Here is a 26,269-nt window from a genome sequence, read left to right as displayed (position 1 = left end):
CCGGAGCCACGGGCAGGGAACTCCCCCACATCAGGGGCAGCCATTGCTGTCCACAGCTTGACGATCCGATTGAGACGCTCCGCTCCAGCGCAGTTTGAACCATTGATCAGACTGCTTCCTTCAGAATAGCGCGGGTAGGCAGTGGTGCTGTACCGAGATAGCCTGCAATCATCCGGGTGATATGTTCCACGATATCCGCTTCATCGGAAAGGGAGTGACCGCAATCATTGAGGACGATGGCATGGGTCAACGTCTCCACCGTGGTGACGCAAATAAACGCAGCCGTATCAAGGTCTTTAAGGTGAACGTCGTCCTTACATTGTTCCAGATACTGCCGAACAAGATGTAGCGTATCCTTTCGGATAGCTTCCACATCTGCAAGTTTTCCAATACGAGGGACTTCTTCTTTCAAGATGCGGTGGAGCTCGGGATCGACCCGATGGGCGGCGATCATCGCGCGAATAAGCTCGCGCATGGCGCTGTTCAAGTCGTTTGAAGCGCATTCCTGCATCGCGTTTTCCAACAGAGCCAGGATATCGCGATTGTGCCTTGCGACGAGCGCAGCCACAAGCGACTCCTTATTGGGAAAGTATTGATAGAGCGATCCGATACTCACACCGGCCACTGCGGCGATGCGATTTGTGCTGGTCCGGGCATATCCTTCACGCACCAAAACGCGAGCAGTGGCATCCAGTATCGCCTCGACAGTCATTTTCGACCTCTCTTGCGAAGCCGATTTTCTAGGATTTGTTGGGTTCAGCTTGGCCATCTCTTGAATTTCCCCAATGCGAGTAGACAATGTGAGTAAACACTCACATATTCCGTATAAATCGTCAATATCCATGAAAATGAAGGGCTAATCGGCGATTAAAACCGAAATTATGCTCCAGTTTTCAAATCTGAACACTAGAAACTAAGAGTTATATAATACAATGAAAAGCATCAATGGTTTTTTGCTTGGAGCTATGGTGGTAGTCGGAACTGGCTGTGTTAGTTCTGCACCAGAAAATAAGAACGTTTTGTTGGGCGAATGCGCTTTTGCGCAGCAGAGTAAGTCATTCAAAGAAGAATGTGATACGCCCAAGCTCGGTTGGAAGGGCGCAAACGGCAGCGATTTCATCATTAGCCAGTAACGGATACGAATAGGGGAAAACGTAAACGTCGAACCCTTTTGACCAATCTCCTGACAGCTGAGCCAGGAAGATGAGGGCGGCAGGTTGGAACGCTTGTCCGCCCTTTTGCTCCGCTTCTGATATAAGGGATCAGATGAGCATCCCGGACATGCTTAACGTTTCACGGATGTGATGTGAGTAATGGAGCGTGCGGCGGCCGTCACAAGCGGGGCGAATTTTTCTTCTGACTCTTCCGGTGTGAAGCGGCTGCGCGAAACGGCGATATTGATTGCACCATAAGGACGCCCGTCCGAATCCAGAACCGGTGCAGCGAGAGACAGGTCGCCGTGAAAGTATTCTTCAAACGCAGTTGCATATCCCCTGTCCGCCGACAGCTTGAGCTTGTCATGAAGCTCTTCAAGATTCCACGTCGTGTGAGGCGTGTAAGGATGAAGGTGCGATCGCTGGAGAATGTCTTTTGCCTCGTCTTCAGGAAGCGCCGACAGAATGGCAATTCCTGGTGCAGTACAGTAGGCAGGTAACCGCATACCGGTGACGACGTCGTTGTTCAAAACATGGCGGCTCATGAAACGCGACACAAACACTATGTCCGTCTCATCGAGCACGGTCAGGTTGACCGTCTCTTCCGTAGTCTTGCTGAGATGAAGGAGATAGGGCATCCCCCGTTCGACAAGCGCACTTGCCCGACTGTAATGATAGCCGAAATCAAGCGCCTTCACGCTCAATTCGAAACGTTTGGTGTCGCTGTTCTTCGTCAAATAGCCCAGCTTCGTCAGTGTGTGCGTAAACCGTTGTGCCGCACTGATGTCCAGCCCTGTCTCCTCGGCAATTTGAGACAGGCTGAGGTTTGGACGGCTTCCGTCAAATGAACGCAGCACCCGAAAGGCCTTTTCGACAGACTGCACAAGCAGCGGATCGCGATCGTCGCTACGGTTCTGGGTAATTGATTTTACTGACTTTTCCGCTTTGCGCGCCATGTGAAAACTCGCTCATGATAATTGCCGATTAATAACAGGATGCTCAAACATTTTAAAAGATGCTTGACATACAAAATAGACCTATTCACACTATAAAATAATAATTATTGCATTGCAATAAAAATACAGTGTTTACAGCGCGAAATCCAAGGGAGAACAAAATGGATCGCTTTATTCTGACGGAGCGTCGCGGCGAGGTCGGCATTATTACCCTCAATCGCCCGCAAATTCTGAATGCCTGGCACAGTGCCATGCGCCGTCAGTTGATCGAGGCATTCGATGCATTCGAGAACAATGCGGAGATTCGAGCGATCATTCTGACGGGTGCAGGCGATCGTGCATTCAGCGCCGGACAGGATCTTAACGAGACACGTACTTTCGACGCCGAACGGGGCAAGGAATGGGTCGGGGAATGGGAGCAGCTCTACAACCGTATGCGTTCGTTGTCCAAGCCGCTGATCGCAGCACTCAACGGTGTCGCCGCCGGTTCTGCATTTCAGGTTGCGCTCATCTGCGACTTTCGCATTGGTCATCCGGCCGTTCGTATGGGGCAGCCGGAAATCAATTCAGGTATTGCCAGCACCACCGGTCCATGGATCATGCGCGAGATACTCGGCCTCGCACGTACCATTGATCTGACGCTCAGCGGTCGCCTTATGAATGCTGATGAATGCCATGCCATTGGCATCATCAATCGGATCGTCGATCAGGACAAGGTTCTGGACGAAGCGCTTGCCCTTGCGCGTGAGCTAGCCGCCAAGCCGCCGGTTGCTATGCGCCTCGACAAGCAGCGTTTCCGGGAAATGACCGAAGACGGATTCCGCGACTGTCTTGCTGCTGGCGCGCGTATCCAGAAGGAAGCATATGCATCTGGCGAACCGGCGCGGATGATGGAACAGTTTCTCGCCGAACGCGCTGCCCGCAAGGCATCCTGACGATCCAAAATTGCCGGCCGCTATAAAGGTGGGCGGCTTTTATACCGCAATGCAAGCCTGAAATACCTGCAGGAGGGAATAATAATGAAAAATGGGAAGACGATTACGCTGCATCGCCGCGACGTGTTGAAACTGGGCAGTGGACTTGGCATAGCTCTTGCCGCTCCGGCTGTCCTGACAAGACGAGCATTCGCCGCCGATACTCTTACTGTTGCCGATCCAGGCGGACCATACAGCCCAGGCTATCGCAAGGCTTTCTATGATCCATTCGAAAAGGCGACCGGCATCAAGGTTGTGAATGTTGCTCGCGATGCTGAGCCGACCGCGCAGTTCCGTGCAATGGTGGAAACAGGCTCATATAGCTGGGATGTCTGTACGCTGACGCTTTCGGCCCGTGACATTCTCCAGAAGCGCGACCTGCTGGAACCAGTCAATATCAATGCGGCAGACGTGCCGGGACTCATGCCGGAAGCGTTGACCGACGTTTGGCTTGGCGTCGATGTCTACTCCACCATCATGGCCTATCGCACCGACAAGTTTGACGATGTTTCTGCGCCAAAGTCCTGGGCCGACTTCTGGAATGTCGATAAGTTTCCCGGTCGTCGTTCCCTGCGCAAGAACCCCATCGATACGCTGGAACAAGCGCTGCTCGCCGATGGCGTCCCGCTGGACAAGCTCTACCCACTCGATGTGGATCGCGCCTATGCCAGCCTTGAGAAGATCAAGGAACATGTAGACGTCTGGTGGACAGGTGGTGCGCAGTCAAGCCAACTCATCCAAAGCGGCGAAGTCGACATGATCGCGCTGTGGAATGCACGTGCGCAGGCTGTAATTGATGGTGGCGCTCCAGTCAGAATCGGCTGGAATCAGGGCCTCTATTCTATCGAGGGTTGGGGCATTCCTAAGGGATCACCGCGCGCTGAGATTGCACGCCAGTTCGTCAAGTTTTGTACCGCCCCAAAACAGCAAGCGCTCTACACGGAGTTTCTTGCTTACGGCCCCACCAATCTGGAAGCCTACGGACATATTCCCGAAGAACGCGCCGCTTCTCTGCCGACCTACGAAGCAAATCTCAAGCAGATGGCCATCGCCCAGGAAGACTGGTGGAGCGCCAATCGTTCTGAAATGACCGAGCGCTTCAACGCGTGGATTCTGGGCTAGGACGGAAGGGAGGTGATTGAACCTCCCTCTCCATACAAAACAAAAGGTGGAGCGGCGTCCAGTTGGATGACTTGCTTCGGATTTGAAGGGAACACCATGCTTGCCAAGCCCGAACAGGCTCAAGAGCCAAAACTTCTCGTTGACGGACTGTCCAAGCGTTATGGAGAAACAACCGCGCTGAAACCAACGCATATCGCAGTTCAGCCTGGTGAGTTTCTAACGCTCCTTGGACCTTCAGGGTCCGGCAAAACAACGCTTCTGCAAATGATCAGCGGGCTCGTTGCACCAACCGAGGGACGCCTGTTCATTGATGGCAAGGATGAGACTGACACGCCGGTTTACAAGCGCGACATTGGGCTTGTCTTCCAACACTACGCCTTGTTTCCCCATCTCACTGTGGAGGAAAATATTGCTTTTCCGTTGAGAATGCGCGGGCAGGGTGCCGTGGAGGTCAAGGAGCAAGTCCAGAAAACGCTGGAAATGGTGCAACTTTCCCGTCTCGCATCGCGCTTCCCGCGTGAGCTTTCAGGTGGACAGCAACAGCGCGTTGCCCTCGCCCGTTGCTTTGTCTACCAGCCGTCCATCATCCTGATGGACGAGCCTCTCGGCGCGCTGGACAAGAAACTACGCGAGCATATGCAGTTCGAGATCAAGCGCCTGCATCGTCAGACCGGCGCTACCATCGTTTATGTCACCCACGATCAGGAAGAGGCGCTGGCATTATCGGACCGCATTTGCCTGATGAATCATGCAATGGTGGAACAGATTGCGCCGCCGCAGGAAATCTACTCCCGGCCCGCGACCACTTTTGCCGCTGACTTCATCGGAATTTCCAACATCTTCCGCGGCAAGGTCGAAACTGGAAAGGACGGTCGCAGACATCTGGCAACCAGAAATGCGAAACTGCTGCTCGATAATACCTGTGACGCCAGTGCTGGAGAAATGGCGCTTGTCGTGCGCCCGGAGCATCTGGAACTTGGTGAATCCGGTGCCAACCGTGTCAGCGGTCAGGTCGCCGAGGTTGTTTACGCCGGTTCGGAGACACGTATTCTCGTTGATGCCGCCGAAGCCAGCTTACTGACTGTACGTGTTCTGCCGGGCAAACCCATTCCGGAACTCGGCGAAAAAGTAACACTGAGCTGGCACCCGGAAGCGGCCGTTCTGGTGACACCATGAGCATCGCTGTCATTTCTCCATTACGTGCGACCCGGTCCCGCTTTCGCTTTGGCCCACTTTGGCTGGCCTTGCCTGGCCTGGCATTTCTCGTCGTTTTCTTCCTTGTGCCCGTCGCTCGCCTTATGGGTCTCAGTTTTGAAGATGCCGATACCGGCGCGATGACGTTGACGCATTACACGAGGATATTCGATACGGGGGTCTATTTCCGCGTCCTGCTGATCACCTTCCGTATTGCGGCCCTGACCACACTGTTCTCACTTCTGTTCGGCTATCCCGTCGCCTATTGGCTGTCACGTCTTCCAGAACGGAAGCGTGGACTTATGATCCTGCTCGTAATGGTGCCATTCTGGACAAGCTATCTGGTGAAGAGCTTTGCCTGGGTCATTCTTCTGGGAAGAACTGGCGTCATCAACCAGCTTGGTCTTGACACAGGCATTCTGGGCAAACCGCTCGAAATGCTGCACAACGAGTTCGGCGTCATGATTGGCATGGTCCATGCAATGATGCCGCTCGCAGTTCTCACCATGTTGCCGGTGATGACCGGCATTGACCGCAGGCTGACACAGGCATCAGGAACACTTGGCGCCGATCCGGCCAAGAGCTTTTGGCTGGTTTATTTTCCGTTGTCACTGCCGGGTGCAGCGGCTGCCGGCCTTCTCACCTTTATTTCCTCTCTCGGTTTTTTCATTGTCCCGGCTTTGCTCGGCGGGCGTCAGCAGACCATGCTGGCTCAGCTCATCATTGTGCAGGTGCAGGAAATCCTGAACTGGGCATTCGCCGGCGCTTTGGCGGCCATGATGTTGATCGCGGCAATGGTTACGTGCTGGATTTATGATCGTGTGTTCGGCCTTTCCAGCCTTTCCGGGGACACGGGGAACGATAAAAAAGGCAAGAACGGTATCCTGCGGCGCTCGGGTCTACGCATACTCGAAACCTGTGCAGTCGTGTCCAGCAAATCCGCATCGGTGGTCCGCGCGATGATCGGACAGGCCGCCGCCAGCCGTCTAATGGGGCTCTATTGCGTCCTGTCCTGTGCCTTCCTTCTCTTGCCCACACTGATCGTCATTCCGATCGCTTTCACTTCGTCACAGTTCCTGGAGTTTCCACCTCCCGGCTTCGGTCTTGATTGGTTTCGTGCTTATTTCACTTCCGATCTCTGGGTGTCCGCTACCCTGCGCTCGTTCGGTGTTGCATTTGCTACTGCAATTCTGGCGACTGTAATCGGTGGATTTGCTGCCTTGGCGCTTGCGCGTTCAAGATCGCGATGGTCGGGATTGATCTTTGCCTTCTTCCTGGCACCGATGATCGTGCCGCGCATCGTGATCGCCGTCGGCCTGTTCTATTTGTTTGCGCAGATCGGCCTGGTCGCCACGAATACGGGCCTCGTAATCGGCCATACTGTACTTGCCTTGCCGTTTGCCTTTGTCGCAATCGCAGCCGTGCTGAAAAGCTATGACTGGCGGCTGGACCAAGCTGCAGCAACGCTCGGTGCAAACAGAGTGCAGGCTTTGCGTTTCGTGACGGTCCCACTCATCCGCAGCGGCCTAACAGCGGCATTTCTCTTTGCCTTCATTACATCCTTCGACGAACTGACAGTCGCGATTTTCGTGAGTGGCGGTATCAAGACCACCCTGCCGAAGCAGATGTGGGATGACATGATCCTCCAGCTCAATCCGACACTCGCTGCTGTTTCAGTTGTCGTCTTCCTTGTAGTCACGACGCTTCTTCTTGCGGCGGAGAAACTCCGCCGCTCCTCCTGACCCCAATTGAGTGCCACCCATGACTAAGAAATTTGAAGGCTTTCTCGGAAGCTTCCTGACCAAGGCTGTTCAAAAGCCAGAACAGATTTTTGCGCTTTTCAATGGTGCCCCGATTACCTTTGCAAGCATCGACCGCAAATCTGCGGCGCTTGCAGCACATCTTCGTGCACGCGGTCTTAAACAAGGAGACCGCGCGGCTGTGATGATGCGCAACTCGGAACTGTCGCTTCCAGTGCTGTTTGGGCTTGCACGGGCCGGAATTGTCTGGGTTCCGGTCAATGCGCAGCAGCGTGGTGAAGGCCTCCGCTATATTCTGGAGCACTGTGAGCCGGGCATCATCATCTGCGATCCCGACGCGCAGGAAACGATCCGAGAATGCGGAGCAGAGATTCCTGCGGGAAACTTTCTTCTGACTTCGGGTAACAGCTCGGTTGCGGACATAGCGCAAGAAACGCCAAGCTTCGAAGAAGAACCGCCAACCGCCACCGATCTGTTCGCAATCATGTACACTTCCGGCACCACAGGACGTCCCAAGGGTGTGCTTGTCACTCACGGCATGATGCGGCTTGCAGGGGAGGCCGTCCGAACACTGACGATGGCGCGTGCGGACGATGTTTTCTTCGTCTGGGAACCTCTTTATCATATTGGCGGCGCACAGCTCATCGTACTTCCCATACTGGAAGACGTTTCGCTCGCGATGGTCGATCGTTTCAGTGCCAGCCGCTTCTGGTCGCAGGTTCGCCAGTATGGCGCCACGCATATCCATTATCTGGGCGGCATCCTGCAAATTCTTCTCAAACAGCCCGAAAGCGCTGCGGACCGGGAGCACCCCGTGCGTATTGCATGGGGCGGCGGCTGTCCAAAGGAAGTCTGGCCCTTGTTCCGCGACCGCTTTGGTGTCGAAATACGCGAATGCTACGGCATGACGGAAGCCTCCAGCATTACTACCTGCAATGACAACGGCACCGTTGGTGCAGTAGGCAAACCGATGCCCTGGTTCACCGTAGAAATTCTCGATGAGAAAGGCATTCCTGTCGAGAAGGGTGAGAAAGGGGAGATCGTTGTCAGTTCCTCGCTCCCCGGCGCATTGTTTCAGGGATATCTTCGTAACCCCGAAGCCACCGAAAAAGCATTACGGAATGGTGCCCTTCATACAGGCGATTCCGGTTCATTCGATGCCGATGGCAATCTCTGGTTTCATGGACGCCTGACCGACAGCGTTCGGTGCAGGGGCGAGAATGTCTCGGCGTGGGAGGTTGAGCATATCGCCGGCGCTTATCCAACTGTTGAAGATTGCGCAATGATCGGCGTTGCTGCAGATGTCGGAGAGCAGGATATCAAATTGTTTGTAAAGCCGAAGAATGGCAGCCAGGTCGACCCGGCGGCTCTGTCGGTGTGGCTGACAGGCCGTCTCGCAAACTACCAGAACCCCCGTTACATCGCGGTGATCGAGGAGTTCGAACGCACTCCGAGCCAACGCATCATGAAGCATAAATTGTCGAAGGCTCTTGATGACTGCTGGGATCGTCTGGGGTGATGCCTGCCCTCGGGACGAAAGCAATTTGTTGACATAGCGTGATCAACCAATGATGCGGAAAAGCGCAGTGTCCTTCACAAGGACACTGTAACCTTAACCTGCGCTTGGCTTTATAGTGATCTACGAAGCCAAGATTCCCGGTGCAGCCGGCGATGACAACAGTTTTGCCCTCAATGTCGTGGCTTCAACCTTCTTTTGGGAAGTGACCGCGCCACACTGTCGCTTTCAAGCCGGAGGAGCATCGTCTAGAATAGGAGCATAAAGACGGTTACTCTGACATCACCTGTCAGATCGAATAGACAATTGGGGCAGGGCTACCTTGGATCGCATCGACCTCTTCCGTATCTTCGCCCGCGTCGTCGAATGTTCGAGTTTTACACGTGCTGCCGATACGCTTGGCGTGCCGCGCTCCTCTGTTTCAGCCGCGGTTATCGAACTGGAGGGGCGTCTGGGCGCGCGGCTGCTCCACCGAACCACCAGAAAAGTGTCGACGACACAGGATGGTGCCGCATTTTATGAACGATGCCTGAGCCTAATTGCGGATATGGAAGAAGCGGAAAACCTGTTTCGGAAAACTGCGACGCCATCCGGTACATTGAGGATCGACGTCCCCGGCCGCATCGGGCGCCTGATCATTGCGCCAGCCTTGCCCGAGTTTCTGGATGCCTATCCGGAAATCGACATACATCTCGGGGTAACTGATCGCGCCGTCAATCTTGTCGAGGAGAGTGTCGATTGCGTTCTGCGCGTAGGTCCATTGTCTGATTCCGGGCTGATCGCCCGATCATTCGGGGAGCTTCCGCTGATTAACGTCGCGAGCCCGGCATATCTGGAGCGGTACGGCATTCCCGAAACGCCTTCTGACCTTTCCGCGCATTGGGCCGTTAACTATGCCTCTCCGTCGAGTGGGCGCGTCGAGCCTTGGGAATGGGCCGAAGCCGGTGTAACGCGTTCCATTCCAGTCCGCAGTCGCGTCACCGTCAACAGCGCTGAAGCCTATATCGCCTGTTGTCTTGCTGGCCTCGGCCTCATCCAGATTCCGGCCTATGATGTCAAACAGCATCTGGAAGCGGGCCAACTGGTTGAGGTAATGGCCGATATACGCGCCGAGCCGATGCGAATGACATTTTTATACGCACACCGTCAGCACCTTTCCCGTCGTCTCCAGGTCTTTGCCGAATGGCTTGAAAAACTGCTGAAGCGGGAGCTGCTTTTGAAGACGGGGGCAGATTGATAAAAAGCCCGTTCTCTCTGTGCATGGCGAAAGCCTGGCGTGGAAGTTTTGTTTAGGCGCAGCTATGGTGCGGCGATTGAGCGATGGAGAAAGCCGTTGAAGATTTTTGTTTTCGGCAGTGTGAATGTTGATGTCAGCGCCCGGATGGCCGCGCTGCCGCGTCCGGGGCAGACCGTGAACGCATTGGGTTACGGTATTGGCCTTGGTGGCAAGGGAGCAAATCAGGCGGTTGCAGTCGCCAAGCTTGGCGGCGATATTCGCTTCGTCGGTGCTGTCGGCGATGATGCCTTTGGTGAACTGGCCTTGAAGCAGATGCGGGAATTTGGCCTCAACACCGAAAGCGTGCGTGTGATTGACGGTGTCGATACCGGCATTGCGATCATTCAGGTTGAAGAAGCGGGGCAGAACACGATTGCGGTCTGTGCCGGGGCCAATGCGCGCTGGTCGGCTGCCGATATTGATGCTTATGCAGCAGAAGTTGCCAAGGCGAAGATCACGCTGTTGCAGCGTGAAGTTCCCCATGAGGCCAATCTGGCCGTGGCAAAGGCGGCGCGTGCGGCAGGCGGCAGTGTTTTGCTTGATCCAGCCCCGGTTGGTGACGCAAGCCGCATGGCGGACCTGATTGCGCTCAGCGACATCATTTCTCCCAACGAAACGGAAGCTGCCGAAATTACCGGTATTGAGCCAACCGATCTCGCTTCGGCGGAGGCCGCTGCGCGCAATCTTCTGGAGCGGGGACCGAAGACGGTCATCGTCAAGCTTGGAAGCCGTGGCGCGCTGCTGGTGACGGCGGACGAGGTGAAACACTTCCCGCCGTTCAAGGTCAAGGTGGTGGATACGGTCGCAGCGGGCGACAGTTTCAATGGTGGTTTCGCGGTTGCCTTCTCGCAGGGCCAATCCCTGCACGATTGCGTGCGGTATGGTTCAGCGGCGGGTGCGATTGCGGTCACAAGAGCCGGAGCCGGCTCTGCTGCGCCCACCGCTGAGGAAGTGGCAGCGTTGCTGCAAAGCCAAAGTTGATCTGGCCTTTTAAAATTGTGACAAAGTGAAGATTGAGGGCAATTTGCGCCAATCTCGCTGAAATTCAGCAGGAAATACCGGAAAAGTACCTCGCCAAATAGGGTGAAGAAGCCGCGAAAGTGTGACTCTCGCGGCTTCTTTCTGGCCAAAATAAGATTCAGAGCGTTGCGAGGCGCTCGGTCAGCAGGTTGAAGAAACCATCCGCATCCACATCCTTGATGAAAAGCGCGTTCTTCGGACGGTCGGTCACTTCCCACCAATCAACGACTGTTTCGCCGATGGTAAGTTCCGAATTGATTTCGATTTCCACATTGCATTGGCGCCCGGAATAGAGTTCCGGCTTGATGAGATAGGCAATCACGTTCGGGTCGTGCAGCGGGCCGCCATCGGTGCCGTATTTGGCTTCATCGTAGCGCTCGAAGAATTCGAGCCATGCCGCAACCACTTCGCCGACATGGGTGCCGATGCCGCGAATGGCGGCGATGCGTTTTTCCGTGGTAAGAACCTTGTGCGTCACATCGAGCGGCATCATGGTGATCTTGATGCCGGATTTGAACACAACTGCCGCGGCGTGCGGATCGACATAGATGTTGAATTCCGCCGATGGCGTGATGTTGCCGCCCTCGAAATAGCCGCCGCCCATCAACACGATTTCCTTGACGCGTTCGGCAATCTTCGGCTCGCGGATCAGTGCGGATGCAATGTTTGTAAGAGGACCAAGTGGGCAGAGGGTGACAGTGCCGGCTTCTTCCTTCATCAGCGTTTCTATAATGAAATCAACGCCATGCTGCGCTTGAAGCGGCATCGTCGGGACGGGCAGGTCGTAGCCGTCGAGGCCTGTCTTGCCATGGACGTTTTCAGCCGTCACGAGCGGTCTCACCAGGGGACGGATGGAGCCTGCAAAAACCTTGGTTTCGGGCTTTTTCGCCACTTCGCAGACTGTGCGGGCGTTGATTTCGGTACGGGCCAGCGGGCCGTTTCCTGCAACGGCTGTAATGCCGAGAATGTCGAGCTCGGGGCTTGCCAAGGCCAGAAGAATGGCGACGGCGTCGTCCTGACCGGGATCGGTATCGATAATGATTTTACGGGCCATAATGGGTCTTTCTACAAATTAAACTGCGTTGCGCGCGGCAGTGACCGTCTGGTCGACAAGCGCATCGAAGGAGATTTTCGCCGGGCGGCGCATATAAGTAACGATATCGTCGGCCAGAAGCGGCTTCGACCATCTCTCGGCGATAATGCCGGGCCCGCGCTGGATGGCGATCATGCTCAGTATCTGCGCGGCATTGCAATCAACGTCGTGGCCGATACCGCAGACGATTTCGAGAGTGCGGTCGAAATCTCCTTCGCCGAACCACAGCGCAATCACCTGTGCCGCTGCATTCGGATAGACGTGAATCCAGTTATATTCGGCATATTCTGCATCGCATTTCGCCCATGCGTCCTGCCAGTTATCGGCAGAACGGCAGGCATCAAGCGCAAAGGCCAGAACCGCGCCATATTCGGTCTCGGCCGGGAAAAGTGCTGCCGTCGAAACGAGCAATTCATGCGTGTCTTGAACGGCAAAGGCGCGCGCTGCCATCACAGCATTGAAAACCTCGCCCAGAATACCGTTTCCGGCATGGGAGATTTCGGCGTCCATCCAGGCGAGCCGGGCAGCTTCACGGGCGCGACCAGGCACCACCATGCCGCAGATTGTGCCGCGCATCTGCGCGCCGATCCATTCATCGAATGGATTGTCGCAAGTGCCGGTTTCAGGCGCGGTAAGGCCGCGACGCATATTGGAAAGCGCGATTGCCTCTGCCGACCAACCAAGCGGGATCAGCGAGGTCCAGCGCTCGGCAATGTCGGCGCTGGTCACGGCAGAACCCTTGTGGCTAAAAGCCTCCAGAAAGGCGATTTCAAAGGTAATATCGTCATTATAGGTGTTGGGTTCGCGCACATAATCGCGGATCGGTCCGAAAACCTCGGCGATGTTTTCAGCCGTATAGCCTTCGAGCGCCGTGCCAGCGGCAGCGCCCACGAGTTGCGCCATCCAGGCGGCTGCAGTGCGATCGCGGAAGTCTTCGGACTGGATGGCACAGAGCACGTCGTCAGGCCATTGAACCGCAGCGTCGAATTCGTCCCATGATCTATAGCGCACCGTCTTTTGCGATGGGTGGTTCGGGTCAGGCTTTGCCGCACGCATCAGGATACGCAGACGCATGTCGATGCGATAGAGCGTTTCAAAGTCACCGCGTTCAAGTGCCGTTAGTCCGTCGCGAAGAAGTTCTTCATAGGGCGCAAGGACAAAACCCTTGTTTTCCAGTGATTGCAACGCACCGGCCATCAGGCATTCAGGTGCTGCCGATCCCGGCACATTGCTTTTCCAGAACAAGGCCATAAGGTCGTCCTGCGCCTTCATGACAGCACTTGCATCCCAGGTCTGTTCTTCTGCCGTGCGCACGACTGGCTTTGTGTCGCGCAACAGATCGCGGGTCAGTTCCCAAGCCTTCATTTCATGCTCATTTCAATATTTTGGATATGCATTTCAGGAGTTTTTCAGTTGCTTTGCGCGCCGCTGTCGCCGCGCCGCGTGGATCGTTAGCACGACGACTGGCACGAGATAAGGGATCATCTGCATCAGTTCGAACGGCAGTCCTAGGCTCTGTAGCGTAATGGCGAGAGACTCCGCCGCTGCAAGAACGAGGCTCGCCACAAGCGTTCCCCATGCTGTTCCCTGCCCCATCACTTCCGCCGCAATGGCGATGAAACCGCGACCTGCGGTCATGTTCTGGGCGAACCATGTGACATAGCCAAGCGACAGATAGGCACCGGCTGCGCCGCCGAAGAGACCGGAGAGGACAAGCGCTATCATCTGCACCCGGCCTGTATGAATACCGGCAGCACGTGCAGATTTCGGATCAACGCCGGTCGCACGCAGATGCAAGCCGAAGCGCGTGCGCATCATGAGAAGGCTGACGGCAGGAACGGCGAGAAGGGCTGCAAAAGTCAATATGTGGATATTGCCGACGAAAGGCACGGGAAGGCTTGGCAGCGCACCGCTTTTCAAAGCGCCCGACATACCTTTGTCTCCCGTTGCAAGATACAGTCCGAGCGTCGTTGCCGCAGCAGCCGCAATGTTGAGCGCGATGCCGGTCATGATAAGGTCGGTGCCAAGCTTGTTGACAGACAGAGACATGAGCCAGCCGAGAAACGCGCCGACGATCAATGCTGCAAGTAGGCCAACAGCTGGGCTTCCAGTTGCGGCACTGGCCAGAACGGCGATGAGTGCTGCCGACAGCATCATGCCTTCCATGCCGATATTGAGGACGCCCGCGCGGTCGGAAATCATCACGCCGAGAGCTGCCAGTAATAGCGGTGTGGCGACACGCAGGATGGTGCCAATGAAGGATGGATCGAGGATTTGTGCGAGAACCATGCTCATGCCTGTACTCCGGTCTGCACTCCCGCTTGTTCTCCTTCGCGATTGCGAAGGTTGCGGATCAGCCGCAATACGGTCGGATGATTGTGAATGACGCTTGCTGTCGCGCCCACCATGATGGCAGCGGTTACAAGTCCCACCACCTCCGTCGGAATGTTCATGTTGCGGGCCAGAAGATCGCCGCCCACCTGTACGAAACCGAGGAAAAGTGCGGATGGAATAAGCAGGAACGGATTTTCACGCGCCAGAATGGCGACGACGAGGCCGGTCCAGCCATAGCCGGGCAGGTCAAGCCAGGCAAAGCGGGCGTGAAGGCCCAGAACTTCGAGCGCACCGGCCATGCCTGCGACCAGACCACCAACGATTTGCGCGCGCATGATGATGCCCTTCAGGGGGAGGCCAAGATGGTTGGCAAAGCCCGGGCTTGAGCCTGCAATACGAATATTGAGGCCTGAGCGCGTCCAGTAAAGCCAGATACCGCCAGCGATACAGGCCAGGATGGCAATGATCGAACCGCTGTTGAGGCGCGTGCCGGCGAGCAGGCGGTCCAGCTTGGCTTCCGGCGGAATCCTGAGCGACATCATCCCGCCCGCATTGGGATCACGGATGACATAGTTGAGGACGAACAGACCGAAAAACAGGAAGGCATAGTTGAGGACGAGCGACGTCACCATTTCCGATGCGCCAAACCGTAGCCGCAGCGCTGCCGGAATGGTGCAGGCGAAGCTGCCCGCCACAGCGCCGCACAGGATGGCCACTGGCAGAGAGAACCAGCCGAGCGAAGGGAGCAGAACTGCCCCCGCCACAGCGCCGAGCGCGCCAAGGAAGAAGCCGCTTTCTGCGCCCAGATTGAACAGGCCGGAGCGGAACATGATAGTTATCGCAAGCCCGGTCAGCATGATGGGCGTTGCCGCTTCCACCACATTTCCCATATGGCGAATACTGCCGAATGGCCCGAGGAAAAACGTCCTGAGAACTCCTGCGGGGTCGTCCTGCATCAGCGCCAGAGGCACCAGAAGAACGGCCATGATGATGGCGATCACCAGCACGGTGAGGAAGAAGGGAATGAGATAGGATACAAGTCTGCGCATCAGGCAACATTCCTCGTGCCAAGCATATACGGGCCGAGAACCGCTGGTGTGATGTCTGGTCCGTTTTCCAGAACGGCGACAATGCGCCCGTTGAAGAGAACCACGATGCGGTCGCTCAGGCGCAGCAATTCATCGAGATCGGCGCTGACGAGCAGTACGGCGCAGCCGCCCTGTGCCACTTCGTCGATACGACGGTGCAGGAAGGCAGCCGCCGAAACATCAATGCCACGTGTCGGCTGGTCGGCGATCAGGAATTTCGGATTGGTGGCAAGTTCGCGCGCAGCGATGAGCTTTTGCGCATTGCCGCCGGAAAGGGAATCCAGCCGTTCGGTAATGGCGCCTGCACGCACCGAATATTGCTTTATCATCCCGCTGACACGCGCCTTTATCGCGCTCCATCGCAGAAACGGCCCCCAGAATATCTGCTTGTCGGGGATAATCGATCCGGCTCCGGCTATCGCGTTTTCTGCGAGCGACAGGCCGGGTGCGCCGCCTTGCGAAAAGCGATCGGCAGGCAGATAGGCGAGGCCTTGTCTGCGCCAGCCTGCCGTGTCGGCGGGCAGCATATCCTCACCGTTGAGGGTGATGGTGCCGCTGGCTGCTTCGGCCAGACCTGACAATACCGATACGAGACCGCGCTGGCCGCTGCCATCGACACCGGCGACGCCGACGATCTCGCCTGCGCCCACGGTCAGGTTCACATCCGTGATGCGGTCTGCCGGATCAGCTGCTTTGGTGGTGACGCCCCTCATGTCTAGAACGGTTTTCATTGCGCCGTGCTTGTGCGCGCGCTGTGGAATGTCGACCGCATGGCCCATAACCATCTGCATGATGGCATCGTCCGGTACGTCGGCAAGCTTTTCGGTACCCGCTACGGCACCGGCACGCAAAACGGTCACGCTTTCGGCCAGTTCGCGCACTTCGTTCAGCTTGTGGGAAATGAAGAGGATGGTAATGCCTTCGTCGCGGAGCGACTTCAGCTTGCGCATCAGTTCCTCGATCTCCGGCGGAGAGAGAACGGCGGTCGGCTCGTCCAGGATCAGGAGCCGGGTACGGCGCGCCAGAGCTTTCAGGATTTCAACCTTCTGCTGGGCGGCGACGGAAAGCGCGCCCGTGATCGCGTCCGGGTCGGCGTGGAGATCATATTGCTGCATCAGCGCTTCGACCATTTGACGCGCGCTGACACGGTCAATCAACCCGGCCTTCACAGGCTCATGACCCAGAATAATGTTTTCTGTAACCGTCAGGGTCGGCACAAGCGAGAAATGCTGGTGCACCATGCCGATGCCTTGTGCCGCGGCATCTTCGGGTGACCAGGACGCGATATGCTGCCCATCGACGATGATTTCGCCTGCCGTGGCATTTTCGATGCCGAACAGGATTTTCATGAGCGTGGATTTGCCTGCGCCGTTCTCGCCGCAAATGGCGTGGATTGAACCGGCGCGGATCGAAAACGACACGTCGCGAAGCGCCTGCGTGCCGTTCGGATAAACCTTGCTCACATCGCGGAAGGCGACGATTGGGCGGAAGGCGACGATAGCATCGCCGCCTTCGATATTTTCAGCTTGTTTTTCCACGATCAGGGACGAACCTTGTTGCGGATCGCGTTGAGATCCTCGGTGCTCATGCCGAACGCGGTCGGAACCGTGATCTTGCCCTCGGAAATCTCGTCGGAAGCCTTCTTGATGGCGTCCTTCATTTCCTGTGTGGCCATGGAAGCCATGTTGCCGTCCTGTACAATGCCGACTGCGCCTTCCTTAAGGCCAAGTGCTTCGGCCTTGCCGAACGGAAGGTCGCCTGCCTTGAAACGTTCATAGGCTTGCAGCAGGCTCACATCAACGTTCTTCAGAACGGAACTGACAACCTGCTTGGCCATGGCCGGATCGCTGTCCTTGAAGATCGCTTCCTGATCGGAATCAACGCCGAGAACATATTTGCCGGTCTCCTTGGCAGCCGAAAGCTGGCCGAGGCCGGTCTGCGAGGCGACGACAAAGCCGAGCGAAACGTCGGAACGATACTGTGCGAGACCCAGTTCCTTGCCCTTTGCGGCATCCATGAAGGAACCGGCATAGGAAATGGCGATCTTGGCATCAGGCATCACGGACTGCGCACCGGCAATATAGCCGACGAGGAAGTCGTTGATGACTGGAATGTCCATGCCGCCGAGGAAGCCAAGATTCTTGCCGGTATCGCCGAGCTTGCCTTCCTTCAGCAGCGAAGCCGCCAGCATGCCGCCGAGATAGGAACCTTCGTTCTGTTTGTACTGGATGGAATAGACATTGTCGTAGCCGCCTTCTTCATAAGGCACGCTTGCATCATAGAGGATGTACTTCTTGTCTGGATATTGCTGGGCAACGGAACCAACGGTTTCCGACATCTGGTAGGTGCCGCCGATGATCAGGTCCCAGTCCTGCTCGGACGCATCGAGGAACACCGGCTCCCATTTGGTCGGGTCGTCGCCGATTTCGAGAATCTTGGTCTCGACGTCGTCACCATACTTGTCCTTGATCATCTTCATGCCCTTGGCGGCGCTGTCGAAGAACGACTTGTCGCCGAGCGCGCCATTGATGATGAGCAGGATCTTGTCCTGGGCTTGCGCGGCTGTGGTGGCGAACGTGCCCATCGCCGTCGATGCGGCAAGGGCAAAGGCAAGGTGGATTATTCCCCGTCTGGTGGATTTGATCACAACAGAACTCCAATAGTGTAGCGTTATAGAGATGGATTTTCTGCTTTGGATAATTTGCCTCCGCCCACAGAACCCCCACACCTGAAGAACGATCAAACGCTGACGACGTGTGTGAGTCAATCGCCAAACTTTTTGCCCGCTGTGGACAAAGCAAGTCTGTTGCGTGGAACGTTGCTAAAGCTTTCGTTTATTTCAACAAAGCTTGATTGGGGTGCCGCAGCGTCGGGTCGAACGGATTAAGCTTTTGCGAGATGATCGCGGCTTCCTTGCGTAGAAGCTCCGTGACCGTCTGCTGGCGCTTTTCGGTCAGGCGCGCGGCAAGAGTACCGATGCTGAGTGCTGCTACGGCTTCACCGTCGCGGTTGAGCACAGGCACGCCAAGACCTGCCATGCCGTCGATCATGTTGAAGTTGAAGGTTGCGACACCTGTTTTGCGTACTTCCTCGATCATGATACGCAGGTCAACCTCGTCCACGGCGGACTTGTCCAGAATGCGGGGCATGTTGAAACGAATAATCGCTTCTCGCTCTTCCTCCGGCAGGAAGGCCAGGATGGCGAGGCTGCCCTGACCGATACCGAGCGGCACCTTGCCGCCAATATCGCCAGTGAAGGAGCGGATCGGAAACGGCCCTTCCACACGGTCGAGGCAGACTGCATCGAAGTTGCTGCGCACAAGCAGGAAGACCGTATCGTTGAACGTGCTCGAAAGCCGGAGCAGCGACGGGCGTGCTATGCTTAATATGCCGTCGCGCAGACGTGCCTGCGCGGCGATTGCAAAAAACTCCAGCGAGAGGCGGTAGGCCTTCTTGTCGGGAAGCTGTTCAACAAGGTTTTCCGCAATCAGCGTCTTCAGCAAGCGATGCGCCGATGGCTGGCTGAGTTCGAGGTCCCGCGCCAGATCGATAAGCCGCACGCCATCATCCGCACTGGCAGCGAGACCTTTCAGAATATGGATGGCCTTGACAAGACTTGAGTTAAGCGCGGCACCGGATTTCGAATTCTCAGATGTATCACCCATAAAATTGCTTCCAAATTTTGTATTATGAAAGAAATATATAATTTCTTCCAAATTTGAAAATTATAATTTGCATTCATACGGATTTTTCCGCCATCTAAAACTGTCGCCAATGGGAAGGTCCGGCAAGGCACTGGAAAAGCGCCAGCAAGCGGATCGGCGGTTTTACTTGTAATCAAGGGGAACGCTGCGGCTGCGTAGGCGGCTGGGCAGTCATGCGTTCAAACGGACAAGTCAGGTCAGCGCTTAAAGGCGCGATCAAGCCGCTCCCGCCAGCCAGCCCGACGAAGAGGCGACGTGAGACAACATCACGGCGCTTCCGCTCCCCCGCACAATTCTGCGGAAGTCATGCCGAGAGGGAGACGAAATGAGCTTTTTGACCCTGACCGGAATTTCCCGCCACTACGGCAAGTTCGCGGCCGTCGACAATTTCAACTTGGCGATTGAAAAGGGCGAGTTCATTTCGCTTCTCGGCCCTTCGGGCTGTGGCAAGACGACGACCTTGCAGATGATCGCCGGTCTGGTGACGCCGACGGCAGGTTCCATCACGCTCGACGGCCGTGAAATAACGCGCCTTGCGCCAGCCAAGCGCGAACTCGGCGTCGTCTTCCAAAGCTATGCGCTGTTTCCGCATATGACGGTCGCGCAGAATGTGAGCTTCGGCCTCGAAATGCGCAATGTTTCCAGGGCAGAGCGCGAAAAGCGTGTTCGCGACGTGCTGGAGCTGGTGCATCTGGGCGCGCTTGCCGATCGTTACCCGCGTGAAATGTCAGGCGGCCAGCGTCAACGTGTAGCCATTGCCCGTGCGCTGGTTATCAATCCGCCGGTTCTGTTGCTCGATGAGCCGCTTTCCAATCTCGATGCACAGTTGCGCGAAGAAATGCAGTTTGAACTGCGCCGCATTCAGCGCACAGTTGGTATCACCACCATCATGGTCACGCATGACCAGGCCGAAGCGCTCTCGATCAGCGACCGCATCGTCGTTATGGAAAAGGGCGTCATCACGCAGGTCGATGCCCCTTACAAGCTCTATGAGCATCCGCATAACCATTTCATTTCCAACTTCGTTGGCAAGTCGAATTTCCTCAAGGCGCGCGCCGAAGGGGATATGATCGCGCTGGCCGAAACCCCGATCCGATTCCCTGCAAATGGCAAACAGGTTTCCGGTGAGCTGTCCGTCTTTATCCGTCCCGAAAAGGTGCAGCTCGTGGCAGCGGGTGAGGGGCATATCGCCGGAGAAGTGACGACGCGATATTTTATGGGTGCGCAGTGGCTGCTGGGCGTGACAACGCCTGCGGGCCAGCTTTCCGTCGCCCTGCCCAATCTCGGCAACCCGCCCCCATCGGAAGGCACGGCGGTCGGACTGAGCTGGAACCATGAGGATTGCCGCATCCTCACGGCAGGGGTGAACTGAGCATGTCGGCCGTCACCTCACAGGATACTTCCGCCGCGCCAAAGCAACGGCGCGATCTGACCCCGCTTTTTCTGGTTGGGCCATCGACGCTTTTGTTTTTCGCACTGGTGCTGCTGCCGCTCGGCCTTACCGTGCTGCTTTCCTTCAACAGCTACAGCTATGACAAGGGTATCGAGAACGTCTACTCGCTTGCCAATTATGTGCAGGTTCTGAAAGACCCCTATTATCTCTCGATCTTCTGGCGAACGTTGAAGCTGGCGCTGATCACAACCGTCATTACGGTGCTGATTGGCGTGCCGGAAGCTTATATTTTGTCAAACATGCGCAAGCCATGGCGTTCGATCTTTCTGCTGGTCATCATCGGCCCGCTTCTGGTTTCGGTCGTGGTCCGCACATTTGGCTGGAGCATGTTGTTGGGCCGCAATGGCCTCGTGAACAGCGCGCTCGACATGGTGGGACTGCCGACAACGCAAATCCTTTACAGCGAAACGGCGATTGTCATCGGTCTGGTGCATATCATGCTGCCATTCATGGTGATCCCGGTCTGGACCGTGCTGCAAAAACTCGATCCGTCGGTGGAAGCTGCAGCGCTGACACTCGGCGCATCGCGCCTGACAGCACTTCGCCGCGTGGTGTTTCCGCAGGCAGTGCTTGGCATCCTGTCCGGCAGCCTCATCGTCTTTGCGCTTTCGGCCAGCTCCTTTGCCATTCCGGGTCTGCTCGGTGGACGTCGCCTCAAGATGGCGGCCACCGTTGTCTATGACGAGTTTCTGATTGAACTGAACTGGCCGCTGGGCGCTGCCATCGCCATCATCGTTCTGGTCGCCAATCTCGCCATCATGATTGCCTATAATCGTCTGCTCGAAGGGCAGGCCAAGAAGAAGCTGGGATAGAGCCATGGTCAAGAACGGTCCTTTTGCCCTTTTCTTCCACACGCTGATCGTCATCTTCATGCTGGCGCCGATGGTTGTGGTGTGTCTGGTGGCCTTCACGCCGGAAAACACATTGACCATGCCGTGGAGCGGCCCCAATGCGGGCTTGTCGCTGCGCTGGTTCGAGGCCGTGTTTGCGCACAATGATTTCATGACCTCGTTCTATAACAGCGTGCAGCTCGCCTTCTTCTCGGCGACGATTTCGACGCTTCTGGCCGTGCCGTCGGGGCTCGCGATTGCCCAATATAGTTTCCGTGGCCGCGATGCGCTGAACGCACTTTTCCTGTCACCGCTCATCATTCCGCATCTGGTGCTGGGCGTTGCATTCCTGCGCCTGTTCTCACTAATGGGCTTCACTGGCTCCTTCGTCTGGCTGGTCGCGGCGCATTCGATTGTTGTCACGCCCTATGCGCTGCGCCTTATCCTTGCTTCGCTGGGCAGCATGGATCGCAATGCGGAAAATGCGGCGCGCACGCTGGGCGCGGGTGAATGGACCGTGTTCCGCCGCATCACCCTGCCATTGCTCTTGCCCGGTCTGTCGGGTGGCTGGCTGCTTGCCTTTATCAACTCCTTCGATGAGCTGACGATGTCGATCTTCGTCACGTCGCCCTCGACGGTCACGTTGCCGGTCCGCATGTATATGTATGCCAGCGAGTCCATCGACCCGATGATGGCGGCGGTTTCGGCCCTGATGATCCTCGTTGCCACCGTGAGCATGATTATCATTGATCGTCTGTTCGGTCTCGACCGGCTGTTGGTTGGCAAGGGTTGAGCGGGCAGACCATGACTATACCGGTTCCCCCTTCGGCGGCTCAGTTCCGCAGACGGTATCGGCTGGCCGAGCAGCCGATCAGCTTCTCACTCGACGGTGTTTCCTTTGAGGGACGTCGGGGTGACACGGTGCTGACCGCCATTCTCGCCGTGCAGGGAAAGCTGCGTCATACCGAGTTTACCGGAGAGCCGCGTGCCGGCTTCTGCCTGATCGGCGCGTGTCAGGATTGTCATGTCATGACGGCTGAAGGCCGCAAGCTTCGCGCCTGCACCACCCTTCTGGAAGATGGCATGGCCTTTGTGACGGAGCCTGCGAAATGAGTGCGGTGCTCGATCCGGTTATCGTTGGCGCTGGTCCGGCAGGCGTTCGCGCCGCCGAAATACTGGTCAAGGCGGGTCTCAGGCCCATCGTGCTTGACGAAGGCTTTCGTTCCGGCGGCCAGATCTATCGCCGTCCACCGCTCGATGACGGGCGCAGCTATCGCAGCCGTTACGGCTCGGAGGCGCACAAGGCTGAAGCGTTGCACAAAACCTTCGACGCATTGCGCGGCGCAATTGATTATCGTCCGGAAACGCTGGTCTGGAATATCACCTGGAACGATGGTGATCGTCTCGATCTCCTGACCAAGGGCATGCATAGCCAGTTGCCCTTCGGCCATCTCATTCTGGCGACGGGTGCTACCGACCGGGTTCTGCCGTTCAAAGGCTGGACCAAGCCCGGCGTCTATACGCTTGGTGCATCGCAGACAGCGCTCAAAGCGCAAGGCTGTACGGTCGGCGAACGTGTGGTGTTCATGGGATCGGGCCCGCTGCTTTATCTGGTGGCCTGGCAATATCATCATGCCGGCGCGAAGGTTGCTGCGGTGCTGGATACGGCGCCTTTCGCTTCAAAATTCCATCTGGCGCATCTGGCGCTTTATGCGCCGCGCATTGTGGCGCTCGGTGCTTATTACGGCCTGCGGCTGAAGCTTGGCGGGGTGCCGATCCATTACAATGTGCGGCCGGACGAAGTTCTGGGCGAGGGCCGTGTCGAAGCCATTCGCTATCGCACGGGCAAGCGGGTTCGCGAGGCCGAGTGCGATGCGCTGGCTTATGGTTTTGCGCTGCGTCCTGAAACGCAGCTCGCCGATCTTGCCGGTTGCGAGTTCCGTTTTGAAGAACGCGACCGCGCATGGCTTCCTGCTGCTGACAGGTTTGGCCGGTCAAGTCGCGAAGGCGTCTATGTAGCGGGTGACGGTGCAGGCATTGCCGGTGCGGACGCTGCTGAAATTCGTGGACAACTGGCCGCGATTGCCTTGCTGCATGATCGGGGCCTGCCGTTTGACAAAGGCATGGAGCGCGACCTTCTCGCAAAGCTCGATCATATCTATCGCGAGCGCCTCATTGTCGAAAAGGCTTTCCCGTTTCCCCATGACTGGTTTGATACTGTTGCTGGCGATGTCACGCTTTGCCGTTGCGAAGAGATCGCCGTGAGCGATGCCAGGGCGGTTATCGGCAAAGGCGACACGCGCGAGATCAACCGGCTCAAGGCGCTCACCCGCGTGGGTATGGGACGTTGTCAGGGCCGCATGTGTAGCGCTGCAGCCGCGGAACTTCTGGCTTCGATGCAGGACAAGACGCCCGCTGAAGCAGGTCGCATCCGCGCGCAAGCACCGGTCAAGCCGATCCCGCTTGGCTTTGGCGCTTCGGACAGAGAAGGCGCTTCGTCATGACCAGACATCTTCAGGCCGATGCGGTGATTATCGGGGGCGGGATTGTCGGCGGTTCGGCGGCGCTTTTCATGCGTCAGGCAGGGCTGTCGGTCATACTGCTCGACAAGGGCTTTTGCGGTGCGCAGGCAAGCGGCGTCAATTATGGCGGCGTGCGCAGGCAGGGCCGCGCGCCGGAACAATTGCCACTCGCACAGCGCTCGCATGCATTGTGGGCGCGTCTGCCGGAACTCATCGGCATTGATGGCGAATATATCCGCAGTGGACATTTGAAGCTTGCCCGCACGGAAGCGCATTTCGCCATGCTGGAGGCCTATGCTGCCAAGGTGCAACCGCTCGGTCTCGATGTCGAGTTGATCGGTGGCAATGCGGTGCGGGAGCGTTTCCCATGGCTTCCGGGCGACGTGGCGGGTGCTTCGCTCTGTGCAGAAGATGGTCATGCCAATCCGCGTCTGGTTGCACCTGCCTTTGCCCGAGCGGCATTTGATGCCGGTGCCACCGTGCTGGAAAATACGCCGGTCGTCGAAACGCGTGAAACAGGAGACGGCTTTGCCATTCTTGCGGCAAGCGGCATCGAAATCCGTTCGCGTCTCCTGTTCAATTGCGCGGGTGCCTGGTCGGATCAGTTTGCGGCGTCGTTCGGCGAGCCGGTACCACTCAAGCGCATCTATCCCTCGATGGTCGTTACCGAGCCCATGCCGTTTCGCCTGCCGATGAGTCTAGGAGAAGAAGGCGGCGGCTTTTATGGTCGTCAGGTCACGCGCGGTAATTATGTTATGGGCGGCGGACGCGGCGCACCGCTTGAAAACCCCGACTTTTCGCGGCCCTCGGTCAATGCGGCCTCCTCGGTGATGCTGCGCGCCATCGAACTTTTCCCGCATCTGAAAGGTGCGCAGGTTATCCGCTTCTGGTCCGGCACTGAATCGGAAATGCCGGATGACAATCCGGTGATCGGGCCAAGCAGCCGGGTCAAGAATCTCTTTCATGCCTTCGGATTTTGCGGTGCCGGTTTCCAGACCGGCCCGGCTGTCGGCGCCATTCTTTGCGATCTTGCCGTGCGCGGCGAGACGGAAACGCCGATCGATGCCTTCCGTATCGATCGGTTCGATATGAACTCAAACCACAAAGGGGAGTAGCATGAAAAATCAATCCATCACCCAGTCCACCCTGTTGGCGCTCGGCCTGTCGGTCGCTTTTGCTTCCGCCGCTTCGGCTGAAACCAAGACGCTTTATATCGGCATGAATGGCGGCAATTTCGAGCGCGCCTATACCGAACATGTGCTGCCGGATTTTGAAAAGGCCAACAATGTCAAGGTCGTGGTGGTGCCGGGCACTTCCGCCGATATTCTCGCCAAGGCGACGGCGCAGAAAGACAATCCGCAGATGCACGTCATGCTGCTCGATGATGGCGTGATGGTTCGCGCTATCAGTTCCGGCCTGTGCCAGAAGATTTCGGACGATCCGGTTCTGGCCGACATTCAGCCTGCCGCGCGCCTTAAGGACGACATGGCGATCGGCGTTGATATGGGCATGACCGGTATCGCCTACAACAAGAAGCTTTTCGACGAAAAGGGTTGGGCAGCCCCAACCTCGTGGATGGATTTCGCTGACGAAAAATATGCGAATGCCGTTGTGTTCCAGTCGGCTTCCGCTTCGACTTTCGGCCTCCATGCATTCCTGATGTTCAATCGCATTCAAGGCGGCGACGAGAAGAATCTCGAGCCGGGCTTCGAGAAGTTCCCGGACATGATCGGCAAGAACGTTCTGGAATTCATCCCATCTTCGGCCAAGATTTCGGAAATGGTCCAGACCGGGGAAGCAGCAATCTTCCCGCTGACGCCAACCGGCGTGAACAACCTCAAGGACAAGGGCGTTCCGGTTGAATATGCGCAGCCGAAGGAAGGCTCCGTGGTCCTCGCTGTGACTGAATGCGTGCTTGCAGGCAACAGCGAACCGGAACTGAGCCAGAAGCTTGCTCACTATCTGCTTTCCGCCGAGGCGCAGAGCAAGGCACTCGACCATGGCAACGTCATCCCGTCGAACCAGAAAGCCAAGGCCGGTTCGCCGGAAGTCCAGGCCAAGCTGGATGCTTTCAACGGATATATGAAAACAGCCAAGACGCTCGACTGGGATGCGGTCAATGAAGGTCGCCAGCAGCTTAACAGCCGCTGGAACCGAACCATCGAAAAGTAAGACCGGCAACCCATTCTGAAAGCGCCCGTTCCGGGAAACCGGGGCGGGCTTTTTGCTTCAGGCCGCTTACGCATCCTATGCTGATATTGTAGCTTACCAGC

24 protein-coding genes are annotated in these 26,269 nt (G+C 56.8%); 15 read left to right on the top strand and 9 right to left on the bottom strand.

Features of this window, described 5'->3' with window-relative positions:
* Window positions 1-106: 106 nt before the first annotated feature.
* Complete coding sequence (locus tag FJQ48_RS19600) at window positions 107-712, bottom strand: TetR/AcrR family transcriptional regulator (protein WP_139976595.1); 606 nt, start codon at window positions 710-712, stop codon at window positions 107-109.
* A 220-nt stretch (window positions 713-932) separates the two neighbouring features.
* On the opposite strand from FJQ48_RS19600, the gene FJQ48_RS19595 reads away from it, so the two are divergent.
* Complete coding sequence (locus FJQ48_RS19595) at window positions 933-1,133, top strand: hypothetical protein (protein WP_139976594.1); 201 nt, start codon at window positions 933-935, stop codon at window positions 1,131-1,133.
* A 152-nt stretch (window positions 1,134-1,285) separates the two neighbouring features.
* Here FJQ48_RS19595 and FJQ48_RS19590 read toward each other — a convergent pair whose 3' ends face one another.
* On the bottom strand, window positions 1,286-2,110 hold the full coding sequence (locus FJQ48_RS19590; RefSeq protein WP_139976593.1) for an IclR family transcriptional regulator C-terminal domain-containing protein: 825 nt from the start codon (window positions 2,108-2,110) through the stop codon (window positions 1,286-1,288).
* 161 nt (window positions 2,111-2,271) lie between these two features.
* Here FJQ48_RS19590 and FJQ48_RS19585 point away from each other — a divergent pair, with 161 nt between their 5' ends.
* From FJQ48_RS19585 to rbsK, 7 genes are all read left to right on the top strand, one after another.
* The gene (locus FJQ48_RS19585) at window positions 2,272-3,045 is read left to right on the top strand and encodes an enoyl-CoA hydratase/isomerase family protein (RefSeq protein ID WP_139976592.1); all 774 of its coding nucleotides are present in this window, start codon (window positions 2,272-2,274) and stop codon (window positions 3,043-3,045) included.
* An 84-nt stretch (window positions 3,046-3,129) separates the two neighbouring features.
* Window positions 3,130-4,206 carry an ABC transporter substrate-binding protein gene (locus tag FJQ48_RS19580; RefSeq protein ID WP_139976591.1) on the top strand — a complete coding sequence of 359 codons (1,077 nt, stop codon included), beginning with the start codon at window positions 3,130-3,132 and terminating at the stop codon, window positions 4,204-4,206.
* Between the two features lie 96 nt (window positions 4,207-4,302).
* A complete protein-coding gene (locus tag FJQ48_RS19575) occupies window positions 4,303-5,382 on the top strand; it encodes an ABC transporter ATP-binding protein (protein WP_139976590.1) in 1,080 nt (359 codons plus the stop codon).
* Window positions 5,379-7,142 (top strand): ABC transporter permease subunit, encoded by a 1,764-nt coding sequence (locus FJQ48_RS19570; protein WP_139976589.1) that lies wholly within the window; start codon window positions 5,379-5,381, stop codon window positions 7,140-7,142. Before FJQ48_RS19575 ends, FJQ48_RS19570 begins: the two co-directional genes overlap by 4 nt.
* A gap of 19 nt (window positions 7,143-7,161) precedes the next feature.
* Window positions 7,162-8,679, top strand: coding sequence for an AMP-binding protein (locus FJQ48_RS19565; RefSeq protein ID WP_139976588.1), 1,518 nt, complete (start codon window positions 7,162-7,164; stop codon window positions 8,677-8,679).
* Between the two features lie 319 nt (window positions 8,680-8,998).
* A complete protein-coding gene (locus FJQ48_RS19560) occupies window positions 8,999-9,913 on the top strand; it encodes a LysR family transcriptional regulator (protein ID WP_139976587.1) in 915 nt (304 codons plus the stop codon).
* Window positions 9,914-10,057: 144 nt separating this feature from the next.
* Entirely contained in the window at window positions 10,058-10,933 is an 876-nt protein-coding gene (rbsK, locus tag FJQ48_RS19555) for a ribokinase (RefSeq protein ID WP_247870429.1), read from the top strand.
* 157 nt (window positions 10,934-11,090) lie between these two features.
* On the opposite strand, the gene FJQ48_RS19550 is transcribed toward rbsK, so the two are convergent.
* From FJQ48_RS19550 to FJQ48_RS19520, 7 genes are all read right to left on the bottom strand, one after another.
* Complete coding sequence (locus FJQ48_RS19550; protein WP_139976585.1) at window positions 11,091-12,026, bottom strand: nucleoside hydrolase; 936 nt, start codon at window positions 12,024-12,026, stop codon at window positions 11,091-11,093.
* 18 nt (window positions 12,027-12,044) lie between these two features.
* Window positions 12,045-13,430: an ADP-ribosylglycohydrolase family protein gene (locus FJQ48_RS19545; protein WP_139976584.1), complete on the bottom strand. Its 1,386-nt coding sequence runs from the start codon at window positions 13,428-13,430 to the stop codon at window positions 12,045-12,047.
* Between the two features lie 33 nt (window positions 13,431-13,463).
* The gene (locus FJQ48_RS19540; protein WP_139976583.1) at window positions 13,464-14,360 is read right to left on the bottom strand and encodes an ABC transporter permease; all 897 of its coding nucleotides are present in this window, start codon (window positions 14,358-14,360) and stop codon (window positions 13,464-13,466) included.
* Window positions 14,357-15,448: an ABC transporter permease gene (locus FJQ48_RS19535; RefSeq protein WP_139976582.1), complete on the bottom strand. Its 1,092-nt coding sequence runs from the start codon at window positions 15,446-15,448 to the stop codon at window positions 14,357-14,359. Before FJQ48_RS19535 ends, FJQ48_RS19540 begins: the two co-directional genes overlap by 4 nt.
* Window positions 15,448-17,025, bottom strand: a complete 1,578-nt coding sequence (locus tag FJQ48_RS19530; protein ID WP_139976581.1) for an ABC transporter ATP-binding protein — start codon at window positions 17,023-17,025, stop codon at window positions 15,448-15,450. Before FJQ48_RS19530 ends, FJQ48_RS19535 begins: the two co-directional genes overlap by 1 nt.
* A 2-nt stretch (window positions 17,026-17,027) precedes the next feature.
* Window positions 17,028-18,134 (bottom strand): BMP family ABC transporter substrate-binding protein, encoded by a 1,107-nt coding sequence (locus FJQ48_RS19525; protein ID WP_139976580.1) that lies wholly within the window; start codon window positions 18,132-18,134, stop codon window positions 17,028-17,030.
* 187 nt (window positions 18,135-18,321) lie between these two features.
* On the bottom strand, window positions 18,322-19,152 hold the full coding sequence (locus FJQ48_RS19520) for an IclR family transcriptional regulator (RefSeq protein WP_139976579.1): 831 nt from the start codon (window positions 19,150-19,152) through the stop codon (window positions 18,322-18,324).
* A 364-nt stretch (window positions 19,153-19,516) separates the two neighbouring features.
* Here FJQ48_RS19520 and FJQ48_RS19515 point away from each other — a divergent pair, with 364 nt between their 5' ends.
* Genes FJQ48_RS19515 through FJQ48_RS19485 form a run of 7 tightly spaced genes read left to right on the top strand, consistent with a single transcriptional unit; the run spans window position 19,517 to window position 26,168 of the window.
* Entirely contained in the window at window positions 19,517-20,563 is a 1,047-nt protein-coding gene (locus FJQ48_RS19515; RefSeq protein WP_139976578.1) for an ABC transporter ATP-binding protein, read from the top strand.
* A 2-nt stretch (window positions 20,564-20,565) separates the two neighbouring features.
* Entirely contained in the window at window positions 20,566-21,456 is an 891-nt protein-coding gene (locus FJQ48_RS19510; protein ID WP_139976577.1) for an ABC transporter permease, read from the top strand.
* 4 nt (window positions 21,457-21,460) lie between these two features.
* A complete protein-coding gene (locus FJQ48_RS19505) occupies window positions 21,461-22,267 on the top strand; it encodes an ABC transporter permease (RefSeq protein ID WP_139976576.1) in 807 nt (268 codons plus the stop codon).
* 11 nt (window positions 22,268-22,278) lie between these two features.
* Entirely contained in the window at window positions 22,279-22,587 is a 309-nt protein-coding gene (locus FJQ48_RS19500; protein WP_139976575.1) for a (2Fe-2S)-binding protein, read from the top strand.
* The gene (locus tag FJQ48_RS19495) at window positions 22,584-23,978 is read left to right on the top strand and encodes an FAD/NAD(P)-binding oxidoreductase (RefSeq protein ID WP_139976574.1); all 1,395 of its coding nucleotides are present in this window, start codon (window positions 22,584-22,586) and stop codon (window positions 23,976-23,978) included. The genes FJQ48_RS19500 and FJQ48_RS19495 overlap by 4 nt, the downstream gene beginning before the upstream one ends.
* Window positions 23,975-25,111, top strand: coding sequence for an FAD-dependent oxidoreductase (locus FJQ48_RS19490; protein WP_139976573.1), 1,137 nt, complete (start codon window positions 23,975-23,977; stop codon window positions 25,109-25,111). The genes FJQ48_RS19495 and FJQ48_RS19490 overlap by 4 nt, the downstream gene beginning before the upstream one ends.
* A gap of 1 nt (window position 25,112) precedes the next feature.
* Window positions 25,113-26,168, top strand: a complete 1,056-nt coding sequence (locus FJQ48_RS19485; RefSeq protein ID WP_139976572.1) for an ABC transporter substrate-binding protein — start codon at window positions 25,113-25,115, stop codon at window positions 26,166-26,168.
* Window positions 26,169-26,269 lie beyond the last annotated feature (101 nt).

This window comes from Ochrobactrum sp. CGA5 (assembly GCF_006345815.1).
GTDB lineage: Bacteria > Pseudomonadota > Alphaproteobacteria > Rhizobiales > Rhizobiaceae > Brucella.
The sequence above is the reverse complement of the archived record's forward strand: the minus strand, read 5'-3'. Positions and strand labels throughout refer to the sequence as shown.